This window comes from Flavobacterium fluvii (genome assembly GCF_900129545.1).
GTDB lineage: Bacteria > Bacteroidota > Bacteroidia > Flavobacteriales > Flavobacteriaceae > Flavobacterium > Flavobacterium fluvii.
Window position 1 is genome coordinate 433,893 of record NZ_FQWB01000003.1, and the last position, 26,783, is coordinate 460,675.

Sequence of the window (26,783 nt, forward strand, 5' to 3'; positions counted from 1 at the left end):
AAATCCTTCTTGAACACCAAATAACCGATTACTGGACACTAAATGTAGTGCCTTCTTTACCGTCTTTCAATTGAATCCCCAAGGCAATCAACTGGTCTCGAATTTGGTCCGACAAGGCAAAGTCTTTATTGGCTCTGGCTTCCATTCGCATATTGATTAACATGTGGATAACTCCCTCTAATTTGTCGTTATTGTTTCCAATTGCTTTTTCGTCTTTTAAACCTAAAACATCGAAGACAAAAGCATTCATCGTTTTTGTGAAATTTTTCAAATCTTCGGCGGTAATCGTGGCCGAACCGTCTTTCAACAAATTGATGAAACGAACGCCTTCAAATAGTTGCGCAATCAAAATTGGACTGTTGAAATCATCATTCATTGCATCATAGCAACTTTGTTTCCAGCCAGCAATATCTAGGGTAGAAGTGGAGCTTGGCTTGATTGCTGTCAATCCATCCACGGCTTCCATCAATCGGTAAAATCCTTTTTCGGCAGCAAGAATAGCATCATTCGTAAAATCGAGATTACTTCTATAATGGGCTTGAAGCACAAAAAATCGAGCCACGCTTGGTGAAAAAGCCTTGCTTAAATTTGGATTTTCTCCGGTTAAAATCTCTCTTGGCAAAATATTGTTTCCAGTGGATTTCGCCATTTTTTTTCCGTTCAACGTCAGCATATTGGCGTGCATCCAGTAGTTTACAGGCGTGTGTCCCGTGCAAGCTTCGTTTTGTGCAATTTCGCATTCGTGATGCGGGAATTTTAAATCCATTCCGCCACCGTGAATGTCAAAATGATTGCCCAAATATTTGGTGCTCATTGCGGTACATTCCAAATGCCAACCTGGAAAACCATCGCTCCAAGGTGAAGGCCAACGCATTATATGTTGTGGTTCTGCTTTTTTCCAAAGAGCAAAATCCTGTGCATTTTTTTTATCTCCCTGCCCATCCAAATCTCGGGTATTGGCCAACATGTCTTCAATGTTTCGACCGCTTAAAATACCGTAATTATTGGTTTCATTGTATTTTACAACATCAAAATAAACGGAACCATTCACTTCATAAGCAAAACCATTGTCGATAATTTTCTTGACAATTTCAATTTGCTCAATAATATGACCCGTTGCCGTTGGTTCGATACTTGGCGGCAAAAAGTTGAATAAATTCAATATTTCGTGAAAATCAACTGTATATTGTTGAACCACTTCCATTGGTTCCAGTTGTTCCAATCGTGCTTTTTTGGCGATCTTGTCTTCGCCATTATCCACGTCATCCACAATATGACCCACGTCGGTAATGTTTCTCACATAACGGGTTTTGTATCCCAAATGCAAAAAATACCTGAAGATTACGTCGAAAGACATAAAAGTGCGCACATTTCCAAGATGCACGTTGCTGTAAACCGTTGGTCCGCAAACATACATTCCCACATTTCCTTCGTGAATTGGCGTGAAAACTTCTTTTTCTCCCGAAAGAGAATTGTATATTTTTAGAGTTTGGGTTTTGTATAAAGGCATTTCAGTTTGTAGTTTTATTTGATTTAAGGTCGACAAACGAATTAAAATTTTGTTTCCAATTTAATGTAATCCAATAATTCTCTTCGAGTTTGTTCGTTTTTAAATTGTCCGCCAAATTCAGAGGTAACCGTACTGCTTTCGATGTCTTTTATCCCTCTGGAATTCACGCAAAGGTGTTTGGCATCTATGATACAGGCCACGTCTTCTGTTCCAAGAGCGATTTGTAGTTCTTGTACAATTTGCATCGTCAACCGTTCTTGAACTTGAGGTCTTTTGGCATAAAATTCAACGATCCTGTTTATTTTGGATAAACCAATGACTCTTCCTTTTGAGATATAAGCCACGTGGGCTCTTCCTATTATGGGAAGCAAATGGTGTTCGCAGGTAGAGTAAACGGTGATGTTTTTTTCGACCAACATTTCGCCGTATTTGTAACCGTTTTCAAATGTGGAAGCATTTGGTTTTTTGGAAGGATTTAGTCCTCCAAAAATTTCCTTCACAAACATTTTGGCTACACGATTGGGTGTTCCTTTTAGGCTGTCGTCCGTCAAATCCATTCCAAGTGTTAGCAGGATATTCTCGACGTCTTTTTTTATTTTTTCAATTTTCTGGTCATCAGTAATGTCAAAAGCGTCTTTTCTTACTGGGTTTTTTGCAGATGAACTAATATGATTGTCTCCTATTTCGTCATGAAATTCTTCGTTGTTTATCATCAAAAGTTGCTATTATGGTGGTATATAAATTTAAGGGGTAAAGATAATTAATAAAAGCCAAAGAATTTCCATGGCTTTTATAATAATTAATTTTATGATATTTTAATTGGCAGTGCTCTTTAAAACCAAATGATTTTTTTCTGAATTATAAATCGGAATGGCATCTTTTAGAATTTGAACGGCACGTGTTAAATCTTCTTTTTTCAAGACATAAGCAATTCGAACTTGGTTCAGGCCCACGCCTGGAGTGGAATAGAATCCGCCGGCAGGAGCCACCATTACTGTTTCTCCGTTTGAATTGTAACTTTCAAGCAGCCATTGTGCAAAATCATCGGTGTTGTCCACAGGTAATTGGGCAATGCAATAAAAAGCGGCTTTTGGTGTAGTTATGATAATGCCTTCTATTTTATTTAATTCGGAAATCAAAGTGTCTCTTCTTTCCTTGTATTCTGAAATTACTTCGTCAAAATAACTTTGAGGAGTGTCAATAGCCGCTTCGCAAGCAATTTGTTCAATTGTTGGCGGGCATAAACGAGCTTGTGCAAATTTCATTGCAGCAGCAATAACTTCCCTGTTCTTAGTCACCATGCAACCAATACGTGCTCCACACATACTGTATCTTTTGGAAACAGAATCAATCATGATTACATTTTGTTCGATTCCTTTTAGGTTCATCACGGAAAAATGCTTGTCTCTTTCGTCATATATAAATTCACGATACACTTCGTCCGCGATTAAAAACAAATCGTGTTTTTTCACCAATTCCCCCAATTGATTAATTTCAGATTCGGAATACAAATACCCTGTTGGGTTGTTTGGATTACAGATTAAAATCGCCTTGGTTTTTGGTGTAATGGCTTTTTCAAATTCTTCAATGGTCGGAAGCGTAAATCCACTTTCGATATTGGAAATCACTGGAATTACAGTCGCACTTGATTCTTCAGAAAAAGCATGGTAATTAGCATAAAAAGGTTCAGGGATGATGACTTCGTCTCCTGGATCCATAATACTTCCAAGCGCAAACAATAGCGCCTCGGAACCACCCGTGGTTATCATTATGTCTTCGAAAGCCACTTTTACATCTTGTTTAGTGTAAAATTGGGCTAGTTTTTTTCGGTAACTTTCGTAACCTGCCGAAGGACCATACTCGATGATGTCCAAATCAATATTTTTTATGGCTTCGATGGCAATTTCCGGGCTTTTTATATCGGGCTGTCCAATGTTTAAATGATAAACTTTGAGGCCCTTCTTTTTGGCTATTTCTGCATAAGGCGCCAATTTTCGAATTGGCGATTCCGGCATTCTTCGACCTCTGATTGAAATTTCAGGCATGATTGTAAAATTTGGTGCAAATTTGCGATTTTTTTTTCAAATTTAGGAGAGTCAACTCTCTTAATTTGACGTTAAATGGATGTTTTTTGTTAATTATTCGCTAACTTTATGCAAACAATTCTGATGAAAAAACTTGTCATTTTATGTTTATTGTTTGTTTTTGCCTTGCCTGCTTCGGGGCAAGAAGGATTTTTGTTTGAAAAAGAGGTCGACAAAGTGGTCATTCCCTTTAAATTTATTAATAATTTAATTTTTATTCCCATAAAAGTCAACGGCATAGAGTTGAATTTCTTGTTGGATTCCGGTGTTGAAGAGACTCTTTTGTTTAGTATGAACGACAGAAAGGAAGTCAATTTTTTTAATGTGGAAAAAATAACCTTGAGAGGGTTGGGAAGTGAAACTTCCATTGAAGGCTTAAAATCCAATAAGAACACTCTAGAAATTCCCGGAATGAAATCAACAAATCATATGTTGTATATTATTTTGGATCAAAATTTCAACCTGTCGTCTCATATAGGAATTCCTGTAAACGGTATTATTGGGTATCATTTTTTTAAAAATAATTTGGTAGAAATCAATTACGAAAAAAAAAGAATTACGGCTTACAAGGATACTAATAAAATCAGAAAAAATATAGAAAAAAAATTCGAAGATGTTCCTATAACAATCGAAAGATTAAAACCTTACCTAAAGGGAAGCGTAATTATAGATGCTGTCGAAATTCCCACGAAATTATTGATAGATATAGGGAACAGTGATGCTGTTTGGCTTTTTCAAAATAAATCGGATGAAATAAAAGTGCCGGAGAAAAATTTTGAGGATTATCTGGGGAAAGGATTTAGCGGAGATGTGGAAGGGAAAAGAGCCCAGATTAAAAAATTTACCATGTCGAAATTTGAATTTCACAATCCCGTTATCGCTTTTCCGGATACTATTTCAATTAGAAATGTTACAATGGTAAAGGATAGGGCAGGTTCTGTGGGAGCTGAAATCATGAAAAGATTCCACGTTATTTTTGATTACCCCAACCAAAAAATGTTTTTAAGAAAGAACAAGGAGTTTGACCATCCTTTCAGTTACAATAAAAGTGGAATCGAATTGCAACATTATGGTTTGCAATGGGTCCAGGAAACGGTTAAACTAGAGACTGTTCCGTTGTATGAGGGTGGTAATATGTCCAATAATTTTAAATATAAATTTGCCTTAAAACCAGTTTATCTCATCGCAAATGTTCGAAAAAAATCAACTGCGGCTCTCAACGGGATACAAAAAGATGATATTTTGGTTAGCATAAATGGAATTCCGGCCTACAGATATTCCTTGGAAAAAATTAATTCAATTCTAAAATCGGAAGAAGAAAGATGGATTACCCTGGAAATTGAAAGGAATAACCAACTTCTTAAAATCAAATTCCAATTGATAAACGTGTTGTAAAAAAGACGTTTTTTTTGGAATGATTATTTTTTTTATAAAAAAAGACATCATAATTGGTCAAATGAACAAAACAAAAAAAAAGCATCAATTTTTGAGTATTTATTTGGATTAAAGAATTAATTTTGAGAAAAATAATACTAATTCATGGTTAAAAAATACTTCTTCTTACCTTCATTTTTTCTTCTTTTATTTTTCATTCCAGCTAAAATTTTGGGACAATGTGCAGGCAATGATGCTAATTTTGAGGTGTGCAATATTCCCGATCCCAGCAGTAAATCAATAGCATTATATCCTTTATTGGGAGGTGCTGCAACTCCTGGTGGCACTTGGACTGATGATTATTTGTCGGGTGGATTGAACAAGGCAACCGGAGTTTTAAACGCCCAAATAATACCTAGAAGCGGAGTTTATAAATATACTTATACGGTTTCAGGTGTTTCAGGTTGTGTCGATACTTCGTCAACGATAACAGTTGTAGTTGGGGGATATTCGGGTGTTACAGGACCGAATGCTTCCGCTTGCAGCGATGATAATGCCTTTAATCTCTTTCAAGTTTTTAATGGTAGTTATTTAAGTCCACAATCCAATGGAACTTGGTTTAACAATACTGCGAACACTGCCGTAAGTAGTGTGATTGATGCTGGAACCTTGGGATTGGGAACAACTCAATTTACTTATTCCATTCCAGCAATTGGGTCTTGTCCAGCAGTCTCTTCAACAGCTTTTGTTACTGTTTTTAAAACTCCAATGCCGGGAGTTTCTTCCAGAATGTTGTTGTGTGACAGTGATAATTTATCACAATACTCCAATCTTGATTTGAATAGCCAAATTCTGGGTGAAGATGCAGGAGGAACTTGGACTGATAATGGGGGTACTGGACAAATTACTTTTTTAACTGATCATTTTATTGATGTTAAAATGATTTATGACTCTTATGGTCCTGGAGAATATTCTTTTTCTTATACTGTTTTGCCTTCAAACCCTATTTGTACTAAAAAAACGGCTGTTGTAAAAATTAAAATAGAGAAACAGCTTGATTTTACCGGGGCTACTTTAGTCGTGAATTCAGATATATGTGAGCCCGAAATCCCAACGGCAACTTATTCGGTTGTACTCAAAAAAGGGCCGGCGGTTATTCCAAATGGACAGTATTATGTCACTTATAAAGTATCGGGACCTGCAGGAGAAATAAAAACTGAATTGTTGACTTTTAACAATGGCGTTTTAAATTTTCCTTTGGATTCTAAATATTTTCGACAAGTTGGCGACTTTACTGTTGAGATTACAGGTATTACTGCTTTTGGAAGTGAAGGTGCTTGTCAAAATATCATCAATAATTTATTTGACGTTTTACACGTATATCCAAAACCGGTTTTAGATGGATCAAAATTGACGATCAATACAGTATGCCAAAATCAAAGTGCTTTGGTTCAAATCACGGGAGCTGCACTTTTAGCGGATGGTACTTATGACATCGTTTATAATTTGACAGGTTCTAATACTGCAACAGCCCAAACAGCCCAGATAGTATCGGTTGGTGGTGTTTCAAGTTTTGCCGTTCCGTCAAATTTTATTGTAAATAATGGAAATACAGTGGCTACCATTGCAAAAATAACCAATGTAATTACCAAATGTACCAATGCAGCAACAAGTAGCGGAACAATGCTTGTAAATCCTCTTCCAAATGCCGCAAATTTGAAAATTGTGGTAGATGATTATTGTTTGAACAAACCGGTGTCGGTTGCACTTTCAGGTTTGGGAACTTTGATAAATGGCACTATTGGCTATACTTTATTGGGTGCAAATGTGGCAACGCAAACAATTTCATTAGTAGTTAGTGGTGGAAATGCAAGCTTTATCATTCCTTCCAATTTGTTGACCCAAACAGGTTCAACTACTATTGCCTTAACAAGTTTGGTGAACGATGACACGACTTGCGGTATAATAATTAGTACGGTTTCGGATAGTTTTTTAATAAGTCCGATTCCAAATGCTCCAATAGCAGTCAGTCAACAAAAGTTTTGTGAAACTAATGCAGCCACAATTGCCAACTTAACCCCAATTGGCCCACAATACCAATGGTTTGACTCGGCAATAGCCACGACAGCTCTTGCCAGTTCTGCTGTACTGGTTTCTGGAAATTACTATGTCAGGGAAAAAGGACTAACCAGCTTGTGTCTTTCAGCACCTACGATGGTTACCGTTACAATAAACGGTTTGCCAGAACCTACATTAAATCCGAACGGACAAAACTTTTGTGGAATCAATCAGCCTACAATTTCAGATTTATCGGCAAACACAAATGTTCCCGCTTCAATAGTGTGGTATGATGCTGCAAGCAATGGAAATGTTTTGAATGGTGCAACTTTATTGCAGGATAATGTAACCTATTATGGATTTGATTATTCAACTGTTACAGGTTGTTTTTCGAAAAATAATCTTGACGTAACCGTTTCACTTACAGATTGTCCTGCTTCACAGTATGAATTCTTTGTCGCTGACGGATTTTCACCCAATGGAGATGGCGTAAATGATACTTTTAGAATACCGGAAATTGAATTTTTATATCCAGATTACTCGCTTGAAATTTATAATAGATACGGAAATGTGATGTTTAAAGGCAACAAAAACAAACCCAATTGGGACGGAACAAATTCTGGATCAGCAGGGTCTAGTGACGCAATAGCACCAAGCGGAGTCTATTTTTATATTATCAATTTTAATAAAGAGAATAAATCGACTCAACAAGGTCGTCTTTATTTAAACCGATAATTTTCTATACTTTTTAATATAATTTCAAATGAAAAAAATACTATTTCTAATAAGTTTTTTCTTTTACATCATAGACATATCCGCGCAGCAAGATCCAGAATACACACATTATATGTATAATATGAGTGTAGTAAATCCAGCATATGCCACAGGAACGTCAGCAATGTTAAACACGGGAGCTTTGTATAGAACGCAATGGGTTGGAGCTGTTGGTTCTCCCAAAACCTTTACTTTTTTTGGGCACACCGCTTTGAGTAATAAAATAGAAGTGGGCTTGTCTTTAATCTCGGATGATATTGGAGATGGCGCGAAAAAGGAAAATAATTTCTATGCCGATTTTGCTTATATCATTGAATTGGGTGGAAAAAATAAATTGTCATTCGGTATGAAAGCGGGATTTACTTCTTTGCAAACTAATTTTAATGGATTTCGTTTCGAAAGTGGAGACATAACAACAGATTTGGCATTTTCCCAAAACGTCAATACTACAAAACCTAATATTGGTGCAGGAGCTTATTATTTTACCGATAAATATTATGTTGGGTTGTCAGTTCCAAACTTGATCAATTCCAAGCATATCGAAGAAAAAGAAGGAATCAGTTCTTATGGTTCCGAAGAAATTCACGCTTTTTTAACTGCGGGTTATGTTTTTCAAATTAACGATTCATTCAAGTTGAAGCCTGCTTTTATGTCAAAGTTTGTGGTGGGTTCACCAATTTCGGTTGATGTTTCGGCCAATGTTTTATATGACAACAAGTTTGAATTGGGAATCGCTTATCGATTGGATGATGCCTTTAGTGCTTTGATGAATATCAACGTTACTCCAAATTTAAGAGTGGGATATGCCTATGATTACACCACTTCTAACCTAGGTCAGTTCAATTCTGGAACACATGAAATAATATTGCTTTTTGATTTGGATTTATTAGGAAAAGGATATGATAAATCACCAAGATTCTTTTAAGATGAAAAATATGAAAAAATTACTCGTTATTATATTCGTATTTTCAATACAGTTTATAAATGCCCAAGACCAGGAAAGAGCAAAGCGTTTTTTTGACAGAACGTATTACACCGAAGCCATTCAGTTGTATGAAAAAATAGTTTCAGAAAGACCTTCTGCAGAAGCGGTTAGAAATCTTGCCGACAGTTATTATTATACCAATGATTTTAAAAATGCACAGCGTTATTACCGACTTTTGATTAAAAGTTATAATCAGGATTTGGATAGAAATTACTATTTCAAATTTGCACAAACCTTAAAAGGGACTAATTCATATGAAGAAGCCCATACGGTTTTAAAAGAGTATTATTCAAAATCGATTAATGCCCAGGATTTGGCCAAATTTGAAAGTGACACTAAAATTTTGGAAAATGTTTCGGCAATTGGCAATCGCTACGAAATAAAAAATCTGGCTATCAATACGGAGAATTCCGAATTTGGAGCGGTAAAACACAACGACAGTCTAATTTTTGCTGCCGTAAAAAAGAAACCGGGATTGTTTGACAAAGTATATAAATGGGATGATGAAACTTATTTGAATTTGGTTTCCGTGCCAATGAAAAATATAAATTCAAGAGATTCCATCAAATATTATTTCCCCAAAGAATTGAAAACTTCGATGCACGAATCGAATGTCATTTTTACGAAAGATGGCAAAACCATTTATTTCACGCGAAATAATTATAAAAATGGAAGAAGAGGCAAGAACGAAGAAAAAGTATCGAATCTTCAAATTTTTAAAGCCGAACTCGTAAACGGAAAATGGACGAATGTAACCTCGTTGCCGTTCAATAGCGACAATTATTCGGTTGAACATCCGGCTTTGAGCAGCGATGAAAAAACATTGTATTTTGCTTCCGATATGCCGGGGACATTGGGCTCGTTGGATATTTTTTCGGTAGCGGTAAATGAAGGTGCTTTTGGAACTCCCCAAAATTTAGGACCTGAAATAAATACGGATAAAAGGGAGCAATTTCCATTCGTGTCCAAAGACAATAAACTTTATTTCTCTTCCGATGGACATTTAGGTTACGGTTCGCTCGATGTTTTCGTGTCAGAAATTAAAAATAAAGAATACGGAAAAGTGAATAATGTTGGGTTGCCCGTCAATTCGAATCTGGATGATTTTGCATTTAATATCGATTCCGACACGAAAGAAGGTTGGTTTTCTTCCAATAGAACAGGAGGAAAGGGAAGCGACGATATTTACCAATTAAAGGAAACTAAAGATTTGATAATTGAAGATTGCAAACAGTTTATTGCAGGAATCATTACTGATGTTGATACAAAATTGCCATTGGAAAATGCAGTTGTTGTACTTCAGGATGCTGCTAAAAAGCAAATCAATTCTGCTAAAACGAGTGCCGATGGAAAATTCAATTTTGAAATAGCCTGTGAATCATCTTATACAGTTTTGGCTTCCAAAGAAAAGTATACGAGCAATTCTAAAGCTGTATTTTCAGGTAAAACCAGGGATTATTCCAATGATGCTTCTATGGCATTAAAGTCGCTTGAGGCTATAAAAATGGAAAATCAAAAATTGGAGCAAGAGAAAAAACAGAAAGAAGCTTTGGCTTTAATTGCCTTGAAAGAAACTGAAAATAAAGAAAAAGAGAAAGAAATAGCCCAGGCTGAAGTCAATAAAAAAGAAAAAGTCAACCAGATTTTGGTACAAGAGAAAGATGTGGTCAAAGAGAAAGATCGATTGATTATTAAAACGGACCCGATTTATTTTGATTACGATTTATGGTACATCAGAAAAGAATCCAAAGTTATTTTGAACCGAGTTTTTGACTTAATGAAGAAATACCCGGAGATGGTTGTCGAAATTGGTTCGCATACAGATTCCAGAGGAGACTTTAAGTATAATGCCGAATTATCTGGGAAAAGAGCACAATCGACCAAGGAATATTTAGTGGAATCTGGAATTGATGCCAAACGAATCATTGCCAAAGGGTATGGAGAATCGGTGCCAATTATAAAATGTAAAACGGAAGAATCTTGTTCTGAAGAACAACACGAATTGAACAGACGAAGTGAATTTGTGATTAAAAATCTATAATTAACTTCAAATAAAGCTATAAAAAAAAACCGTTTCGATTTATCGGAACGGTTTTTTAGTATTTAAATAGGTTAAAATTATTCTGAAACGAGCCCTTTAATTTTTAAAGGAATTCTTCCGCTATCGTAATTCACCGCATTTGATTCAACAGTAATTGTTTTTCTAATGGGTCCAGGAACCATGTTGTACTTAATGTCAATTTTTCCGTTTTTCCCCGGTGCAATTGGCGCAGTTGGTTTTGAAGAAATTGTAAACCCCGAAGTAGAAAGCACATTCGTGATAATCAATGGAGCATCACCGGTATTGGTAAATTCAATGGTGCGAACTCCATTGTCGTTTTGTTTAGAAACAGTTCCGTAATCTATTGTATTATCAGCAGCTTTAAAGTTAATCTTTGCACCCGACTGGGCAAAACCAAAACTACTAAACAATATCATTGTTATTAGTACGGCAATATTTTTCATTTTTATAGTTTTTTGAATATTCTTTTTAGTAAAATTACTTTTTTTAATTAACAGGACAATTATTTATTTCGCTTTTTATACTGTACTTAATTATTTACTTTTGTCCCCAATTAAAATTACAAAAATCAGACCAAAGCTAAATTTTGGTTGTAACAGTTGCTTTTTATGACAATTCCTGCACAATTTGACGCGAAAACCATTGAAAATAAGTGGTATGATTACTGGATGAAGAACAATTATTTTCATTCAAAACCAGACCACAGAACACCATATACCATCGTGATTCCTCCTCCAAACGTGACTGGAGTTTTGCATATGGGACATATGTTGAACAATACAATTCAGGATGTATTGATTCGTCGTGCGCGTTTGAAAGGGTTTAATGCTTGTTGGGTTCCTGGAACCGATCACGCTTCTATTGCGACGGAAGCCAAAGTGGTTGCCAAATTAAAATCAGAAGGAATCAATAAATCCGATTTGAGTCGTGAAGAGTTTTTGAAACACGCTTACGACTGGACGGACAAATACGGAGGAACTATCCTGGAACAATTGAAACAATTGGGTTGCTCTTGTGATTGGGACAGAACCAAATTCACCATGGATCCTGACATGTCGGCATCCGTGATTAAATCGTTCGTGGATTTATACAACAAAGGCTTGATTTATCGTGGCTACCGAATGGTAAATTGGGATCCGGAAGCCAAAACAACTTTGTCTGACGAAGAAGTAATTTACGAAGAACAACAAGGGAAATTATATTTCCTGAAATATAAAATCGAAGGTTCAGAAGATTTCTTGACAGTGGCAACCACGCGTCCTGAAACTATTTTTGGAGATACCGCGATTTGCATCAACCCAAATGACGAGCGTTTTGCCCATTTGAAAGGAAAGAAAGCGATTGTTCCAATATGTGGAAGAGTAATTCCAATTATCGAAGATGAATATGTAGATGTGGAATTCGGAACGGGTTGCCTAAAAGTAACTCCGGCTCACGATGTGAATGATAAAACCTTGGGCGAAAAACACAATTTGGAAATTATTGATATTTTCAATGAGGATGCTACGCTAAATAGTTTTGGTTTGCATTATCAGGGAAAAGATCGTTTTGCGGTTCGCGAAGAAATCGCCAAAGAATTAGAATCGAATGGAGATTTAGCCAAAACAGAAATCCACTTGAATAAAGTAGGCACTTCTGAAAGAACCAAAGCGGTAATCGAACCTCGTTTGTCTGACCAATGGTTCCTGAAAATGGAAGATTTGGTAAAACCTGCCATTAAATCTGTTTTAGAAGATGGAGATATTAAATTGCATCCAAAGCGTTTTGATAATACCTATGCGCATTGGTTGAACAATATTCGCGATTGGAATATTTCTCGTCAATTGTGGTGGGGACAACAAATTCCTGCTTATTTCTATGGGGATGGAAAAGAAGATTTCGTGGTCGCAGAGAATATTGAAGATGCTTTAAAACTAGCGCAGGCCAAAACGTCCAACTTTTCACTTCAGACTTCAGACTTGAAACAAGATGCCGATGCCCTAGACACTTGGTTTTCTTCCTGGTTGTGGCCAATGTCAGTTTTTGGAGGAATTATGGATCCTGAAAACGAAGATTTCAAATATTATTATCCAACCAATGATTTGGTAACCGGACCGGATATTTTGTTTTTCTGGGTGGCGAGAATGATTATCGCTGGTTATGAATACACGGGTAAAAAACCATTTACAAATGTGTATTTGACTGGTTTGGTTCGTGACAAACAAAGACGTAAAATGTCTAAATCGTTGGGGAATTCACCAGAACCATTGGAATTAATAGAAAAGTTTGGTGCCGACGGTGTTCGTGTGGGATTGCTTTTGAGCGCTTCTGCGGGTAACGACATTATGTTCGACGAAGAATTGTGCAACCAAGGAAAAGGATTTACAAATAAAATTTGGAATGCTTTCAAATTGATAAAAGGCTGGGAAGTTTCGGATTCTATTCCGCAACCAGAATCTTCTAAAGTGGCGATTGAATGGTATGAAGCCAAATTGCAACAAACGCTTTTGGAAATCGAGGATAACTTTGAAAAATACAGAATCTCGGATGCTTTAATGGGAATCTATAAATTGGTTTGGGATGATTTCTGTTCTTGGTTTTTGGAAATGATTAAGCCTGCTTACCAACAGCCAATTGACAGCATTACTTTTGCGAAAGCGATAGAAATGTTGGAAAACAACATGAAATTGTTGCATCCTTTTATGCCGTTCTTGACGGAGGAAATTTGGCAATTGCTTTCAGAAAGAACTGCCGAAGAAGCTTTGATTGTTTCGACTTGGCCGGAAATAAAACCTTTCAATGCGCAATTAATCACTGATTTTGAAAACACCATCGACGTGATTTCCGGAGTTAGAACGATTCGTAAAGACAAGAATATTCCGTTCAAGGATACGATTGAATTGAAGGTGGTAAACAATGATAAAGCCTCTACTTATTTTGATTCGGTTGTGACCAAATTAGGTAACATTACTTCGTTGGAATATGTTTCGGATAAAGTGGATGGGGCGTTGTCTTTCCGTGTAAAATCGAATGAATATTTTATCCCGATTTCTGGTAATATCGATGTGGAAGCCGAAATTGTTAAATTGACTGAAGAGTTAAATTACATTAAAGGTTTCTTGAAATCGGTACAAGTTAAATTGTCAAATGAAAAATTTGTAGCCAATGCGAAACCTGAAATCATTGAAAACGAACGCAAAAAAGAAGCCGATGCTCTTTCTAAAATAGAAACGATTGAGCAGAGCTTGGCTGGATTACAGTAGCAATCAGGTTTTTATAAGTATAAAAATCCCAATTCTGAAATTTTCGGAATTGGGATTTTTTAATTGATTATTATTTAGGGCTACAGATTAAATAGTGCCACTGAATTTTTTAATTTTGATATAAAAACCAAGAACTTTTTCTGCAAAGAGGCAGAAAAAGTTCTTGGAAAAATTAACTAAACTAAAAGTTTTAAATTACAATTGATATTTTAAATTTACCAATACTTGGCGTGGTGCGATTGGATTCACACTGTAATTTTCGTGAACGGTGTAATTCAATTCGTTGGTAATATTGGACAGTTTGCAAAGAACAGAAACCTTCTTCCAAGTGTAACCTGCCGATACATCAATGGTCGTGTATCCTTCCAATGGGATTTCTCTGTGCCAAATTCCATCTGGTTTGGTTTTGTCATATTGGTTGTTCCAACCTCCAATACGATCCCCGATATAGTTTCCAATTGCTCCAAGAGAGACTCCTTTAAACGTTCCTGTTTGCAATGTGTAGAAAAAGCTTAAGTTGGCTGTATTTGCAGGTGTTCTAACCACACGATCTCCTTCTATAAAACTACCGTTTAAACCTGAAGTTTCAGTATAGCGCATATCATTATAACTGTATCCGGCAATGATATTCAGACCTGCAATTGGTCTTGCAGTAATGTCAACTTCAATACCTTTACTTTTTGTTTCTCCACTCAGTGTTTTTATGGTAGTATCCGTGTTTACAGATCCGTCAGCCTTGAATTCGGCAGTTTGTGCCAGATTGTTGTTTGTGATTTGATATACTGTAACGTTTGTGCTCAAAACACCTTTCCAGAAATCTTTTTTGATACCTGCTTCATATTGGTCTATGATGGAAGGTTTTATTGGTTGCAAATCAACGGTAGTTCCTGTATTTGGCGTAAATGAGTTAGAGTAGCTTGCAAATAGCGACATATCTTTTGTTGGTTGGTATATTAATCCAACTTTTGGAGAGAACGCATTGTCCAAACGTTTTGCACCTTCAGTGATGGTCTTTTTGGTTACATTGGTAGTTTCTGCTTGAGATTCTTGCCAAGACCAACGGATACCCGCCAAAAGCTTAATTTGTTCTGTAAACGAAATCAAATCTTGTGCATAGATTCCAAAACGATTGGTATCTGTTTTTACGATTTGAGTAATGGTGCCATTTGGAATATCGTTTCTTTGTGTGGAAGGGTCGAAATTATAAAGATTGATGGTGTCGTAATTCGCAGGGGTAAAAGTATAAGTATAAGCTGTTGTAAACGAATTTTCCCAATCCATACCGGTAAACAATTGGTGTTTTATGGAACCAGTGTTGAAGTTTCCTTGCAAACTCAATTGGTCTCCAAGTATTTGTTCCAAGTTTTTATTTTGAACCAATGGTCTAGTCCAGTCACCTGCGGCAGTCACAGTCGCTAATTGAGCGGTTGATTTTGATTCTCTATCGTAAGATTGAAAAGAACTGTTGAAATTAAGTTTCCAGTTTTTGTTGAAATCGTGGTTTACCAATGCAGAAGCGCTGGCAGAATTTGTTTTTCCATTGGACCAAAGAGCCCCATAAAAGTTGCTGCGAGGTACATCTACAATTGTTGAGGTATACGTCGTAGTAATAGCTCCTGTTCCAAAATCTGGAGTCCAATCATCGCTCAAGAAATCTCCTTGTACCGTTATTTGGGTTTTATCGGTTACGTTAAAAAGCAAGGATGGGTTAAGATAAATACGTTCTCTTTTTACGACATCCCTGAAACTTTCCGAGTTTTCATAAGAACCTGAAAATCGATACGCTATGGATTTATTTAAGGGACCATAAAAATCCAAGGATGGTTTGTAGAAAGAGTAACTCCCCATTTGCATGGATATTTCTCCTCCTTGTTTGAAAGAAGGTGTTTTGGTTACTAAATTCAAGATTCCTCCTGGAGCCACATTTCCATATAATAAAGCAGCACCTCCTTTTAGGAATTCCACTTTGTCTAGAGAAGATACTTCAGGGATAGAACCTGCATTATAACGAAAACCATTTTTGAACATGTTGTTTGCAGACATGTCATATCCTCTTGAGAAGAAGGATTCCTGTGCTCCACCACGCGCAGAACCTACATAAACACCATTGGCATTTTTTAGAACCTCACTCAAGCGGATAGCCTGTTGTTGTCCTATTATTTCACCGTCTATTACCTGGACACTTTGTGGGGTATCCATTGGTTTTAGACCAGAGCGTAATGCTGTCACTGGTTTTGGTTGTTTATTTGTGGTTACGACCACTTCTTTTAAAACTTCTCTTTTTTTGTTTTTGATGGTATCTGAATCGGAATAAAATCCTTCAAGATTGTCAGATGCGCTTGCAGTTTCTTGTGCAAAGGCGGAAAGGCTAAATAATAATATTAATGTGGGTAGTAAGATATTATATTTCATGTTGTTTATTTGGATTGAATAAAAATAACAATGCAAATATAAAACTCATTTTTAATTCTCCAAACTTATTTAGACTAAATCTTAATAATATTTATTAACATTGTTTACTTATTGTTAATCAAGTAATTGCAATTTTTGTTTTTGTTTTTTTTGCAAAATTTTAATATTAATCGAGTTTTGGAAGGTAAGTTGAAGAGGATACTTTAAAGGTTGACTAATCAAAATCTCAAAACAGGGAGTTTATTTGCTTTAAGGCTACCGTAATTAAAGTCTCGCCTTAAATTTCTTGATTTTGAAGTTTTTTGATTTTACTACATTTCCATTGTCGGTAATCATTACGCAACTATAATCAGGGAATTGGTTGAGTAGGTCCAATCCTGCAGTTTTTTCCAATACCATCAACGAAGTACTCAGTCCGTTGGCTGTTTCGGCATTCGGGCCAAAAACCGTCACACTGCAAAGCCCCGTGGCAGGATAACCTGTTGCCGGATTGATGATGTGTGAATAACGTTTGCCATCAAAAACTACAAATTTTTCATAGCTTCCGGACGTAGTTACGGCTTCTTGTCCCAACGGAGCGACCGCCAAAAGTTTATCAGGATGGAAGGGATTCGTAATGCCAATATTCCAGGGTTTTCCACTAGGCTGTTTCCCCCAGGTACTCATGTCGCCCGATCCGTTGACTATTCCGGCATTAATGCCTTTGGCAAGCATTATGGCCCTGCATTTATCGGTGGCATATCCTTCTCCCAATGCACCAAATCCAATTTTCATTCCTTTTAGTTTAAGGAAAATGGTCGATTGAACACTGTCCAGAATGATGTTTTTATACCCCACTTTTTCTACTGATTTTTTAATGGCTTCCGCCGAAGGCATCTCGGTCATGGAGCCGTCAAATTTCCAGATTCTGTCCATCGCCGCAAAGCTGATGTCAAAACCTCCATTGGTCATTTCAGAAAATCGAATGGCTCTTTGCGTTAATTCAAAAACTTCCTTGTCCACTTTTACGGGACGAATACCCGCATTTTGGTTCACTTCGGAAACTTGAGAAGTAGGTTTCCAGTCGGATATCAAATTCTCTATTCTTGTGATTTCGGCAATGACAATATCTATATTTTGTTCAGCCGATAACGAATCTTTGGCAACAATGGTGATGTCAAAACGTCCTCCCATCAACAAAGTGGTTCTTTTTCGCAAGACTTGACCGTGGCTGGTGAAGCCAAAAGTGATTAAAAAAAGAAAAAGAAATAGGTGTTTTGACATAAAGTTTATTTTATTCCTGCAAGGTTTTCAAAACCTTGTAGGTGTTGCTTTTGATCTAATACCTACAAGGTCAAAAAAAGACCTTGCAGGAAAATCGAATTAATCCAGTTTTAGCTCCCTCTTCTTAGGATAGGGTTGGGGAGCGGATTTAATAACAATCAGTCACTATTTGTCCTTTGGCTTTATAATCTGCAATTCCTTTAGCTGTTTTGACAAGGCATAATTCATCAAGGGCAGATTCTACGTCCTTTTGCATGGCCAATGAACCGCAAATCATTATAACGCCTCCGTGCATTAATAAATCCATAAAAAAATCAGCATCTCGCTTGATTAAATCCATCACGTAAAAATGGTTGTCTTCACGAGATAAAGCCAAATGAAAACTTTGGAGTTGCTGTTTCTGGATCATTTTATCGGCAAATTTTTTATAGCCCGAAACAGTTTCTGTTTCAGTTCTAAAACCGCAATACAAATGAATTGCTGTTTTTTTCTTGTTTTGTTCCATCATTCCAAGAAAGGGAGCAATACCGGTTCCATTCGAAATTAAGGCAACTTTGGAAGCTTTTTTCGGAAAATGAAAAGCAGTGTTATTAATGATTCGAGCTTTTATAATCGAACCCTTTTCAACATTATATAAATAGCTTGATCCTAAACCTGAAGGATGCAATTTTACCACCAATTGTATGTTGTCATCGTGATTTCCTATGGAGTAGAGGCGTTCTCGATTGTCGTTTGCAGGATAAATGGCCAATAAATCTCCCGAAGTAAATTTGGCATTGACATTGGCCTGCAACGTGAGTATAAAAGTATGTTCGGTATCTGAAATGCTGGTTTTGTCCAATACTTTGAGCTTTTGCAAGCCTTTTGGCACTTCATTATAAATTGATGGAGTGGTATAAAGAGGAATTCCTGTTTTGTCGCTCCATAATTTTACCCAAACTACAAATTCTTCAGAAGATTTGTCGTTTATGGTTTGTAGTTCCAGAAAACGTTCCGCCCAAGTTTGCTTGGCTAATTCAGTATCGATTTCATGGGCAAAACCACAAAAATCAGGATAGGATTTTGAACCAAAACCCACCACCGACACATTGATTTTTTGCTGTTGTTCGGTTTTGTTTACAAGAGAAATGAATTTGTTTGCATTGGCGGGAGCATCCCCCAATCCGTGGGTAGAAGTGAAAATGACAAGATGCTCGGCTTTTGGATAGGCGGCATAATTATTCAATTCAGCAAGGAAAACTTTTTCTCCGTGGGCGAGCAATTGTTTGTGGATGGCATTGGCAAATCGAAGTGTGCTTCCATTTTCGGAACCTACCAAGAAAATAAATTTACTTTCCTCGGCACCGTATTTGTTTTTGATGCGACTGGCTCTTCGTTTCAAGGTCATTGCAAAACCCGAATAGATGAAAAACAAAATGTTTAAACTTGCTATTCCCAAGATTATTGCCCACAAAATACTGGTTCGTCCCGTATGTAAATCCAAACTCAAATCCGATAATTGGGTTGTCATTGGAGACTTGGATTCACTTACCAAAGTACCGGTAATTTGGTTGACTTCGATTTCTCGGTCATTTAATGTAATGATGTAATATTCTTCTGGATCATCCGAAAAAGGGAATTCAATTTTTTGGACATCCGACAAAAGCGTGGTTTTGAAAATGGAAGAATCCTCTTTTTTTGAAATAGTTGGGGTTTTTACAATTTCAGTTTTTTCTTCTGAATCTGTTTTTTCGAGGAAAAAATTAAATTTTTCCAATGTCAAATAGGTTCCCGAAAGTGCAATGACCAGAATGGGAATTAGCGACAATCGGCCTAAGAAAACGTGATAATATTGGGCGAAATTTTCTTTTACAATTTTGGAAAACAAACTTCGAATGCTTCTTTGCCTGTTCAAAACGAGGGCAAAACCAGAAATGGAAATCAACACTAACAGAAAAGAAATAAAACCCACGATAAAACGGCCTGTTTCTTTAAGAAATAAGGAACGATGGAGTGCAGTTGTCCATTGTATAAACTCGCTTTTTTTGATGGGTTCTCCCAGTATTTTTCCAGTTCTGGGGTCGATATAGGCGTTTACATCATTGTCTTCTTGGTCGATACCTTGCAACGTTACAAATTGATTGTGATCCACGTTCAATTCTGTTATTTCAGGATAGGTTTTGCGAAGTACAGGCAAGGTTTCTCCCAAGGTTATGGAATCGAAGTTTTCCACTCTATACCCTGGTGTTTTTTCTTGTATGGCATCAACGGCGAGAATGACACCGGTTACGGATGCCAATATCAAAAATGCGGCAGAAAAAACGGCCAAAGCCAAGTGGGAGTAACGCCAAAAAGAAAGAGTCATTGATAATAAATTTTAACATATAAGTCATATAAGTTTACGTTTTGTAAAATCTTATATGACTTATATGGTTTAATGCAAAAGCTGTTTTTTTTTAGATTTTGTTTAATCTTACGTAGCGAATATAACCTTTACCTTCTGTTTTTGCCGCAATTCCTTCGGTTGTCAGAGGGATTTCAATATCAGTCACATAATATTTTTGATCTTCCACAGAGGTTTCAAAGCGTAATTTGTATCCTTTGTTGATTTTTGAATCTTCAATTTCTATCGTGGTGATGCTGCGATCTCCACCAGTAACCGAAGCTCCTGTTTTGGCGCTGATATTTTCTTGTTTTTTGGAATGAAATTTATTCCATTCTTTAAGGGTTTTATACCATTTTTTGTCCTCGCCCATCACATAAAGTGTTTTTTCGTATTCGCCTTTTGCATTGATAAGCGAAACTACCACGTAAGCGCCTTCACCGACATAGTTCGACATTTGAAGCATGCATTTGTACTTGCTGGTTTGTGCCGTGGCTTGAAAAGACAATAGGCAGATTAGGGCTGTAGTTAGGCTTATTTTTAGTATTGATTTCATATACAGATAATTTCTTTTTATTTTGAGATAATTAGTGAAAAGCGGAAACTAATTGCCAATCACTAAAAAGATTATTTTAAAAATTCTATTGATACGTTGTTTTTTGTCAAAGACTCGTTTTCTTTTGCCAAGGCGAAGGCACTTTCGTCAAAATCGGTTTTGATATCTGTTTTGGCGCCGATGGAAACCAAGTATTTCAAGATAACATCGTCTTTAGAAATCATTGCAGCTTTGTGCAAAGCAGTTAAACCATCCTTGTTTTTGGCGTTGATGTCGATTTTTAAATCGGCAATTTTCTTTAGTAAAACCAAGTCGTTTTTGACTACTGCAAAATGGTATAATGTACTTCCGTCTTTTTGTGGAGTGGCCAAGTTTAGTCCTTTGTCCTGCAGCAATTTTATTTTAGCGGCAAAAGGTTCTTGTTTGGGTGCAGTGGACGACTCTGGATTACGACCCATTGTCATTTGTGGACGGTAAGATTGAACTAAATAAAACCCCAAGTTGTTTCCATCTTTGTCCAGTACTTTTACATCGGCTCCTTTTTCTAAAAGCAGTGATGCCGCTTCAGGAGTTCCCAATTTTATGGACATCGTCAATGCCGATTCTCCTTTGTTGTTTTGAATGTTGTTGTTTTTCACAATAGACAATAACAGTTGCAATGCTGCTGTATCTCTAGCCGAAGCAGCAACCATCAAAGGAGTGTTTCCGTCGTTGTCGGCTTTGTTGGCATCTACTCCTTTGGACAAAAAGTAGTTGATGATCTCGGTTTGGTTTGGTTTTGTTGCCAAAAAATGGAGTACAGTTTCTCCGGCTTTAGAAGTTACCGTTGGTTTTAATTTCAAATCCTCCACCAGGTATTTATAGGTTTCAAGGGGAGTTGCGTCTCTACGAGAACCTTGTGCGGCAAAGATTAAAGCATTGTCAGTATATTTCACTCCTTTTTCCAACAGTGATTTCAATAGTGTTGTGTTGCCCGATTTGGAGGCATAATCGAAAGCGGTATTACCATCGTTGTCGACATCTTTAAGCGACAATCCTTTGGAAATAAAATAATTGGTCAGCGCAAGGTTTTTATCCGATGGAATTGCCATGAGGAGCAGGTTTAAGCCGTCTTTGTATTTTTTCGTTGGACTGGTTCCCGCTTTAAAAAAGGCGTCATAAATTGCCGTGTTGGTTTGACCGCTAACGGCTGCAAAAGTTAGGGGAGTCTCTCCTTTGCTGTCTTCCAGGTTAATGTCTGACCCTTTAGCGATGAGGTATTCCACGATTTCAGCATTTCCTTTGTTGGCAGCCCAGTGAAGATAAATACGATTGTCGTGCGTGGATTTAGAAACGTTATTTCCGGGTTGTTCCAGCAAGAATTTTATGGTGGCTGCCGGTGCATCATTGTTTATGGCCATTACGGTTACATCAAAGGCATTTGGAGTTGATGCCGACGGGCTGTTGCCTTTTGCAATTTCGGCTTTAACAGCGGTTACATCTGGGGCTGTTTTCCAAAAAGACTGCTCCAAAAGCGGGTTTTTTTGTTGCGCACTAACAAATGAAGTAGCGGCTAAGGCTAATGAAATAAAGAAATTCTTTTTCATAAATTTTTTTATAAAGGTTCTTGTTAATTGGTAGGGTGTTTATTTAAATCTATTCTTGTTATTTAGATTAAATAAAAATAATGCAAATATAAAAATTAATATTACAAATACATATTAATATTGCCCTTTTACGAGTTGTTTTTTGTGCTTTTTTTTTGAAATTTTTCTTGAATTTAGACGGTAAAAACAACGAAAGGTTTAAAGCAACAGCTTTAAACCTTTCATTTTTTTAAAGAAAATTATGTCTAAGCGACTGCTGTTTTTTTCTTGTTTCGTCCCCACCAAATATAAAACCCTGATAAGGGAAGGCTGGCAATGAGCAAGCTGATTAAAAAAGCAAATATTTTTCCAGCCAATCCAAATACCGCTCCGGTGTGGATGTCATAATTCATTCGCATTATTTTATCGGCAAGACCGGCATTTTCGTATTTGCCAAAAATGTGGTTCACTTCTTTTTCTTCCAAAGTGTATTGGTCAAAATAACGGTAATTGATTTTCCAGTAAGTTCCTTCCTCCGGATTGATGCTGACGGCAATAGCCGTGCTGTCAGTTTCTGGTGGATGTACTTCAATGGATTTGGCGTGAGGATATTCTTTTTTCATTGATAACCAGATTTTATCCAATGCCTTTTCCGTGGTTGGAGTGGTTTTCTTTGAAATTGGATCTTCATAAATCAATGATTTTTCTCCTCCAAGTGCAGTGTAATAAGAGTAGGCAAACCATTGGAAACCCCAAACTAAACCTGTAATTGCAAAAATGAAGGCAATTAAACACACATAAAAACCAGTTATGTTATGCAGGTCATAATTTTTGCGTTTCCATTTTGTTCCTTTTTTCCATTTGAACCGGAAACGTTGTTTTGTGGCATTTTTATTTCTGGGATACCAAAGGACTAGACCTGAAATTATTAGTGCAAGAAATATCAAAGTTGCCGAAGCTGCCACTGTTTGTCCAATTTCCTCTGGTAGCCAAAGATAGTAATGTCCGTCGAGGATAAAATGGAAAAATCCTTCTTCCATATTGACCTTTTCCAGTACTTTTCCAGTATATGGATTCAGGTAAACAATATGATAATAAGTGGGTTCATAATGAAAAAATATGGCTTCAACAGATTTTTCTCCTCCATTGTATTTAACGGAATGCAGGGCTTTGTCGGGAAGTTCTTTTTTTGCAATTTGTTCCAATTGGGAAGGCAGTAGGAAGGGTTTGTCTTGTTTTTCGACAAAACGGTATTCCTCGGTGTAATTTTGAATTTCTTCCTGGAAAGCATACAGGCAGCCTGTAATGGCAATAATAAACACAATTATGCCCGAAGACAATCCGAGCCATAAATGTATTTTTCCTATTGCTTTTTTGATATTATTATTTTTCATTAAAAATGGATAAAACTCCCCACCAAAATGAGGAGTTCAATTAAATAAAACTAACTAACTCAAAACTAAAATTTATAACCTACCGACAAACGTAAATTGGTTCCCGGTTCCGATTGCCAGTAATAGGTTTCGTTATAGGTATAATATCCTCCAGAATACAAATATGCGTCTAATATATTGTTGACCGTAAGATTAAATGTCATTTTGTTTTTGGTGTACGTTACCCCACCATCCAAACGGAAATAATCGGGTAATTGCGTTTCATCGTTAGATGCAAACCAAGGTTTTCTGTCCACTTGATATTGGTATCCCAAAGAAAGTCCAAAGCCATTCAAGGCACCATTGTCTATTTTATAATTCAACCAAGCATTTTGAACGTGTTTTGATGTTCCCGCAACTTGAGTCCCTATTAATGTTGGATCGGTATCTTCAGTAATTTTTGCTTCAGTAAAAGCATAGTTGATGATTACGTCAAGATTTTTGAAGATTTCTCCTCTAATATCGGCTTCAAAACCTTTTACCTTTTGTTGTCCGCCTTGTTTGCTGAATTGTATTGCTCCAGAGTGTTCAGGGTCTGGGGTAAGTATGTTATTGTTTGTGATTTGGTACACGGTAAATACTGAATTCCATTTTCCATTCATCCAATCTCTTTTGAAACCAAGTTCAAGATTGGTTCCTGTTAGCGGGTCAAAACTTTTCCCTTCCCAATCGGTTCCGTAGTTTTCGTTAAAGGACTCATCCCTTAAAAAATAAACAGACGTGTTTTTGTTGATGGAATAACTCAAACCAAGACGAGGCGTGAATTTGCTGTCTTTGAAAGCTCCAGAATATACGTCAGATGTTTTTAATGTGGTATATCTGCCGGCCAATGTTAAACGAAGTTTTTCTTCAAAAAAACCAATTTCGTCTTGTGCATAAAAGGCGGTATACCCATTTTTATATTGAAGTCCTCTTGTTTTGATGTCAATACTTCTGTCAAAAACAGGCATATTGGCAGGAGTAACAGTTCCATAAACAGGTTTGTAAATGTTGAGATCGGTAAGTAAGGCGCTTTGAACCCAGTCATAATAATTGATTTTGTCACTCAAGTCAATACCGGTGAGTATTTTATGATTGATGGAACCTGTTTTTTCCTGTCCGTTTAGGAAAAACTGACCTGTTTTTGCCACTGCATAATCTTCTGAAATATACACACGTCTTTTCATGATGCTGTCGTTAACACCTACAATGGCATCAGGCCACATCGACATTCCCACTTGGGTATAATTGAAGTATGAGGCTTGTCCGGTGAACTTCCAATTGTTGCTTATTTTGTGGTCTAAAATGGCAAGGAGGCTTTTGTCGTTCATTTTTGTTGGAGAAAAATTCGGTTCGCCAGTAGTAAAATCTCTAGGTAAATCGGCATATCCTTTTTTAGAAAAAACATAGTTGGAACCAATAATATTTACTTCAGAGAATTGATGGGTGTATTCCAATGTAATGGCAGTTTTGTCATCTACCAAATATTTTAATACTGGTGCAATGGAGTAGCGGTTGTTGTAATCATAGTCACGGTGACTGCCTTTGGCTTGTCCCATTACATTAATACGGTACAATAATTTTCCATCTTTTGACAGTTTTCCGTCTAAATCAAGAGAGGCTCTGTACATGTCAAAACTTCCAAATGTAATATTGGCTTCTCCTTTGTTTCGCCCACTTGGTTTTTTGGTTACCACATTATAAAGTCCGCTCGGGTTTCCGTTGGAAAGCATAAATCCAGCAGGGCCTTTTACAAATTCGATACGTTCCACCATACTCATATCCTCTGTCAATGGTCCCCAAGTAGTACTCACGTTCATTCCGTTTCTAAAAGGTGCCACTCGGCTACCTCTCATGTTGATGTTGGCATAATTATCCCAGTGTTCCACTCTTGTCGCTCCACTCACGTTACGGGTTACACCTTCCAGCATATCATAAATTTGTTGATCCTGAATTAATTTTCCAGTGACAACCTGAATGTTTTGCGGAATCTCGATAATTTTTGAATCCAGACGCAACGAGGATGAAATTCTGTTGGTTTTGAAAGCACTTTTGTTGCTTAAAACGACCACTTCGTTCAATTGGTTATTGGATAATCCAAGTTGAAGAGTGACCTGGGATGTTTCTCCTGTTTTTACTTCAACTTCTTGCTCCAAATCAGTATAACCTACCAAAGTAACAATTAAAGTATGTGTTCCTGCTGGAATGCTTCTAAGTTCAAATTCACCATCATTATTGGCGATGGTTGTTCTGTTTAATGCTTTTACAGAAATTGAGACTCCCTCGGCTGGCTTGCCGTCGCTAGTTCCCACAGTTCCTTTGATGTTTCCTGTATTGGCATGTTGTGCCCAACTCACAAGAGAAAAGAAAAATAATGTTGAAAGTAAAAAATATTTCATGTTGCTTATTTAGATTGATTAAAAATAACAAGGCAAATATAAAAACCATTTTTGGTTTGGCAAAACTTATTTAGAATAAATCTTAATAATAGTTGTTAACATTATTTTAAGTGTTGCTTGAGAGGGTTTTATCCTAAAAAAGAATCCTGCTTTTAGGGAGCAGGATTCTTGATTAAGTTGAAAAAAGGGTGGTTTTCTACTTGCTTTTCTTCATCGAAAAACGTTCCGAGCTGGGTTTTCCTTGTTGGATTCCAGAAATCTGGATTACGATGCTGTCTTTTGTAATCAGCGAATACGAAATTTTTTGGGGAAAGTCGTGTTTCGGATTTTCAAATACCAATTGTTTCTCGATGGTATCGTTGTGCATAAAAGTTACGGGTTTATTATTGTTTTGGCCTTTTACGGTTGCAATGTAAAAAAGGTTTTCGCCTTTTTGTTTCATTTGGATTTTTTCGAAATGCAAAGTGTCTTTTCCTTTTATAAAGTAGCTTTCACCATCATAAAGGCTGTCGTTCACTTTTTTCCAAGTTTCCAATAAATGGCCATCGTCCGATTTGTTTTCCCAATTGCCCAAAAGCCAATCTGCAACCACTATTTTGGAAACTTCCTTTGATTTCTGGCAGGAAGTGAATATCAGGATTGTAAAAAGAAATAGAATTACTTTTTTCATAAGATGAATGATTTGATTGATTGAGCGTTTCAAAATTAAGAAAAAGTTTGCAATT

At 36.7% G+C, this 26,783-nt stretch carries 17 protein-coding genes; 5 read left to right on the plus strand and 12 right to left on the minus strand.

The window, feature by feature from the left end; translation table 11 throughout:
• Positions 1 to 28 precede the first annotated feature (28 nt).
• The 3 genes from cysS to BUC16_RS09730 all read right to left on the minus strand — a co-directional run bounded on the left by cysS (position 29) and on the right by BUC16_RS09730 (position 3,555).
• Positions 29 to 1,510, minus strand: a complete 1,482-nt coding sequence (cysS, locus tag BUC16_RS09720) for a cysteine--tRNA ligase (protein ID WP_073370151.1) — start codon at positions 1,508 to 1,510, stop codon at positions 29 to 31.
• A gap of 41 nt (positions 1,511 to 1,551) precedes the next feature.
• Positions 1,552 to 2,223, minus strand: coding sequence for a GTP cyclohydrolase I FolE (gene folE / locus BUC16_RS09725; RefSeq protein ID WP_073370152.1), 672 nt, complete (start codon positions 2,221 to 2,223; stop codon positions 1,552 to 1,554).
• A 102-nt stretch (positions 2,224 to 2,325) separates the two neighbouring features.
• Positions 2,326 to 3,555, minus strand: coding sequence for a pyridoxal phosphate-dependent aminotransferase (locus BUC16_RS09730; RefSeq protein ID WP_073370154.1), 1,230 nt, complete (start codon positions 3,553 to 3,555; stop codon positions 2,326 to 2,328).
• 123 nt (positions 3,556 to 3,678) lie between these two features.
• On the opposite strand from BUC16_RS09730, the gene BUC16_RS09735 reads away from it, so the two are divergent.
• The 4 genes from BUC16_RS09735 (at position 3,679) to BUC16_RS09750 (ending at position 10,826) form a co-directional block, all read left to right on the plus strand.
• Complete coding sequence (locus BUC16_RS09735) at positions 3,679 to 4,989, plus strand: PDZ domain-containing protein (RefSeq protein ID WP_073370254.1); 1,311 nt, start codon at positions 3,679 to 3,681, stop codon at positions 4,987 to 4,989.
• Between the two features lie 210 nt (positions 4,990 to 5,199).
• Entirely contained in the window at positions 5,200 to 7,761 is a 2,562-nt protein-coding gene (locus BUC16_RS09740; RefSeq protein ID WP_244534355.1) for a T9SS type B sorting domain-containing protein, read from the plus strand.
• Positions 7,762 to 7,789: 28 nt separating this feature from the next.
• Positions 7,790 to 8,725 carry a PorP/SprF family type IX secretion system membrane protein gene (locus BUC16_RS09745; RefSeq protein ID WP_073370157.1) on the plus strand — a complete coding sequence of 312 codons (936 nt, stop codon included), beginning with the start codon at positions 7,790 to 7,792 and terminating at the stop codon, positions 8,723 to 8,725.
• Between the two features lie 10 nt (positions 8,726 to 8,735).
• Positions 8,736 to 10,826: an OmpA family protein gene (locus BUC16_RS09750; RefSeq protein ID WP_073370256.1), complete on the plus strand. Its 2,091-nt coding sequence runs from the start codon at positions 8,736 to 8,738 to the stop codon at positions 10,824 to 10,826.
• A gap of 77 nt (positions 10,827 to 10,903) precedes the next feature.
• Here BUC16_RS09750 and BUC16_RS09755 read toward each other — a convergent pair whose 3' ends face one another.
• Complete coding sequence (locus BUC16_RS09755) at positions 10,904 to 11,290, minus strand: DUF1573 domain-containing protein (protein ID WP_073370159.1); 387 nt, start codon at positions 11,288 to 11,290, stop codon at positions 10,904 to 10,906.
• Between the two features lie 165 nt (positions 11,291 to 11,455).
• Between BUC16_RS09755 and BUC16_RS09760 the strand changes: the two genes are divergently transcribed.
• Positions 11,456 to 14,089 carry a valine--tRNA ligase gene (locus BUC16_RS09760; RefSeq protein ID WP_073370161.1) on the plus strand — a complete coding sequence of 878 codons (2,634 nt, stop codon included), beginning with the start codon at positions 11,456 to 11,458 and terminating at the stop codon, positions 14,087 to 14,089.
• 195 nt (positions 14,090 to 14,284) lie between these two features.
• On the opposite strand, the gene BUC16_RS09765 is transcribed toward BUC16_RS09760, so the two are convergent.
• The 8 genes from BUC16_RS09765 to BUC16_RS09800 all read right to left on the minus strand — a co-directional run bounded on the left by BUC16_RS09765 (position 14,285) and on the right by BUC16_RS09800 (position 26,728).
• Positions 14,285 to 16,501 (minus strand): TonB-dependent siderophore receptor, encoded by a 2,217-nt coding sequence (locus BUC16_RS09765; RefSeq protein ID WP_073370162.1) that lies wholly within the window; start codon positions 16,499 to 16,501, stop codon positions 14,285 to 14,287.
• A 264-nt stretch (positions 16,502 to 16,765) separates the two neighbouring features.
• Positions 16,766 to 17,764, minus strand: a complete 999-nt coding sequence (locus BUC16_RS09770; protein ID WP_073370164.1) for an FAD:protein FMN transferase — start codon at positions 17,762 to 17,764, stop codon at positions 16,766 to 16,768.
• Positions 17,765 to 17,912: 148 nt separating this feature from the next.
• Positions 17,913 to 20,108, minus strand: coding sequence for a PepSY domain-containing protein (locus BUC16_RS09775; protein WP_073370165.1), 2,196 nt, complete (start codon positions 20,106 to 20,108; stop codon positions 17,913 to 17,915).
• Between the two features lie 91 nt (positions 20,109 to 20,199).
• Positions 20,200 to 20,682, minus strand: coding sequence for a DUF2271 domain-containing protein (locus BUC16_RS09780; RefSeq protein ID WP_073370167.1), 483 nt, complete (start codon positions 20,680 to 20,682; stop codon positions 20,200 to 20,202).
• A gap of 71 nt (positions 20,683 to 20,753) precedes the next feature.
• Entirely contained in the window at positions 20,754 to 22,268 is a 1,515-nt protein-coding gene (locus BUC16_RS09785) for an ankyrin repeat domain-containing protein (RefSeq protein ID WP_073370168.1), read from the minus strand.
• Positions 22,269 to 22,513: 245 nt separating this feature from the next.
• Positions 22,514 to 23,641 (minus strand): PepSY-associated TM helix domain-containing protein, encoded by a 1,128-nt coding sequence (locus BUC16_RS09790; protein WP_073370170.1) that lies wholly within the window; start codon positions 23,639 to 23,641, stop codon positions 22,514 to 22,516.
• A gap of 65 nt (positions 23,642 to 23,706) precedes the next feature.
• Positions 23,707 to 26,058 (minus strand): TonB-dependent receptor, encoded by a 2,352-nt coding sequence (locus BUC16_RS09795; RefSeq protein WP_073370171.1) that lies wholly within the window; start codon positions 26,056 to 26,058, stop codon positions 23,707 to 23,709.
• Between the two features lie 196 nt (positions 26,059 to 26,254).
• On the minus strand, positions 26,255 to 26,728 hold the full coding sequence (locus BUC16_RS09800; protein WP_073370173.1) for a DUF6265 family protein: 474 nt from the start codon (positions 26,726 to 26,728) through the stop codon (positions 26,255 to 26,257).
• Between the last annotated feature and the right edge of the window lie 55 nt (positions 26,729 to 26,783).

What these genes read in the sequence shown, in the direction of transcription:
- BUC16_RS09775 (WP_073370165.1), bottom strand. Translation starts at nt 20,108, where the DNA reads ATGACTCTTTCTTTTTGGCGTTACTCCCACTTGGCTTTGGCCGTTTTT.
- cysS (WP_073370151.1), bottom strand. Translation starts at nt 1,510, where the DNA reads ATGCCTTTATACAAAACCCAAACTCTAAAAATATACAATTCTCTTTCG.
- BUC16_RS09755 (WP_073370159.1), bottom strand. Translation starts at nt 11,290, where the DNA reads ATGAAAAATATTGCCGTACTAATAACAATGATATTGTTTAGTAGTTTT.
- BUC16_RS09745 (WP_073370157.1), top strand. Translation starts at nt 7,790, where the DNA reads ATGAAAAAAATACTATTTCTAATAAGTTTTTTCTTTTACATCATAGAC.
- BUC16_RS09785 (WP_073370168.1), bottom strand. Translation starts at nt 22,268, where the DNA reads ATGAAAAAGAATTTCTTTATTTCATTAGCCTTAGCCGCTACTTCATTT.
- BUC16_RS09795 (WP_073370171.1), bottom strand. Translation starts at nt 26,058, where the DNA reads ATGAAATATTTTTTACTTTCAACATTATTTTTCTTTTCTCTTGTGAGT.
- BUC16_RS09730 (WP_073370154.1), bottom strand. Translation starts at nt 3,555, where the DNA reads ATGCCTGAAATTTCAATCAGAGGTCGAAGAATGCCGGAATCGCCAATT.
- BUC16_RS09790 (WP_073370170.1), bottom strand. Translation starts at nt 23,641, where the DNA reads ATGAAAAATAATAATATCAAAAAAGCAATAGGAAAAATACATTTATGG.
- BUC16_RS09780 (WP_073370167.1), bottom strand. Translation starts at nt 20,682, where the DNA reads ATGAAATCAATACTAAAAATAAGCCTAACTACAGCCCTAATCTGCCTA.
- folE (WP_073370152.1), bottom strand. Translation starts at nt 2,223, where the DNA reads ATGATAAACAACGAAGAATTTCATGACGAAATAGGAGACAATCATATT.
- BUC16_RS09735 (WP_073370254.1), top strand. Translation starts at nt 3,679, where the DNA reads ATGAAAAAACTTGTCATTTTATGTTTATTGTTTGTTTTTGCCTTGCCT.
- BUC16_RS09800 (WP_073370173.1), bottom strand. Translation starts at nt 26,728, where the DNA reads ATGAAAAAAGTAATTCTATTTCTTTTTACAATCCTGATATTCACTTCC.
- BUC16_RS09770 (WP_073370164.1), bottom strand. Translation starts at nt 17,764, where the DNA reads ATGTCAAAACACCTATTTCTTTTTCTTTTTTTAATCACTTTTGGCTTC.
- BUC16_RS09750 (WP_073370256.1), top strand. Translation starts at nt 8,736, where the DNA reads ATGAAAAAATTACTCGTTATTATATTCGTATTTTCAATACAGTTTATA.
- BUC16_RS09760 (WP_073370161.1), top strand. Translation starts at nt 11,456, where the DNA reads ATGACAATTCCTGCACAATTTGACGCGAAAACCATTGAAAATAAGTGG.
- BUC16_RS09765 (WP_073370162.1), bottom strand. Translation starts at nt 16,501, where the DNA reads ATGAAATATAATATCTTACTACCCACATTAATATTATTATTTAGCCTT.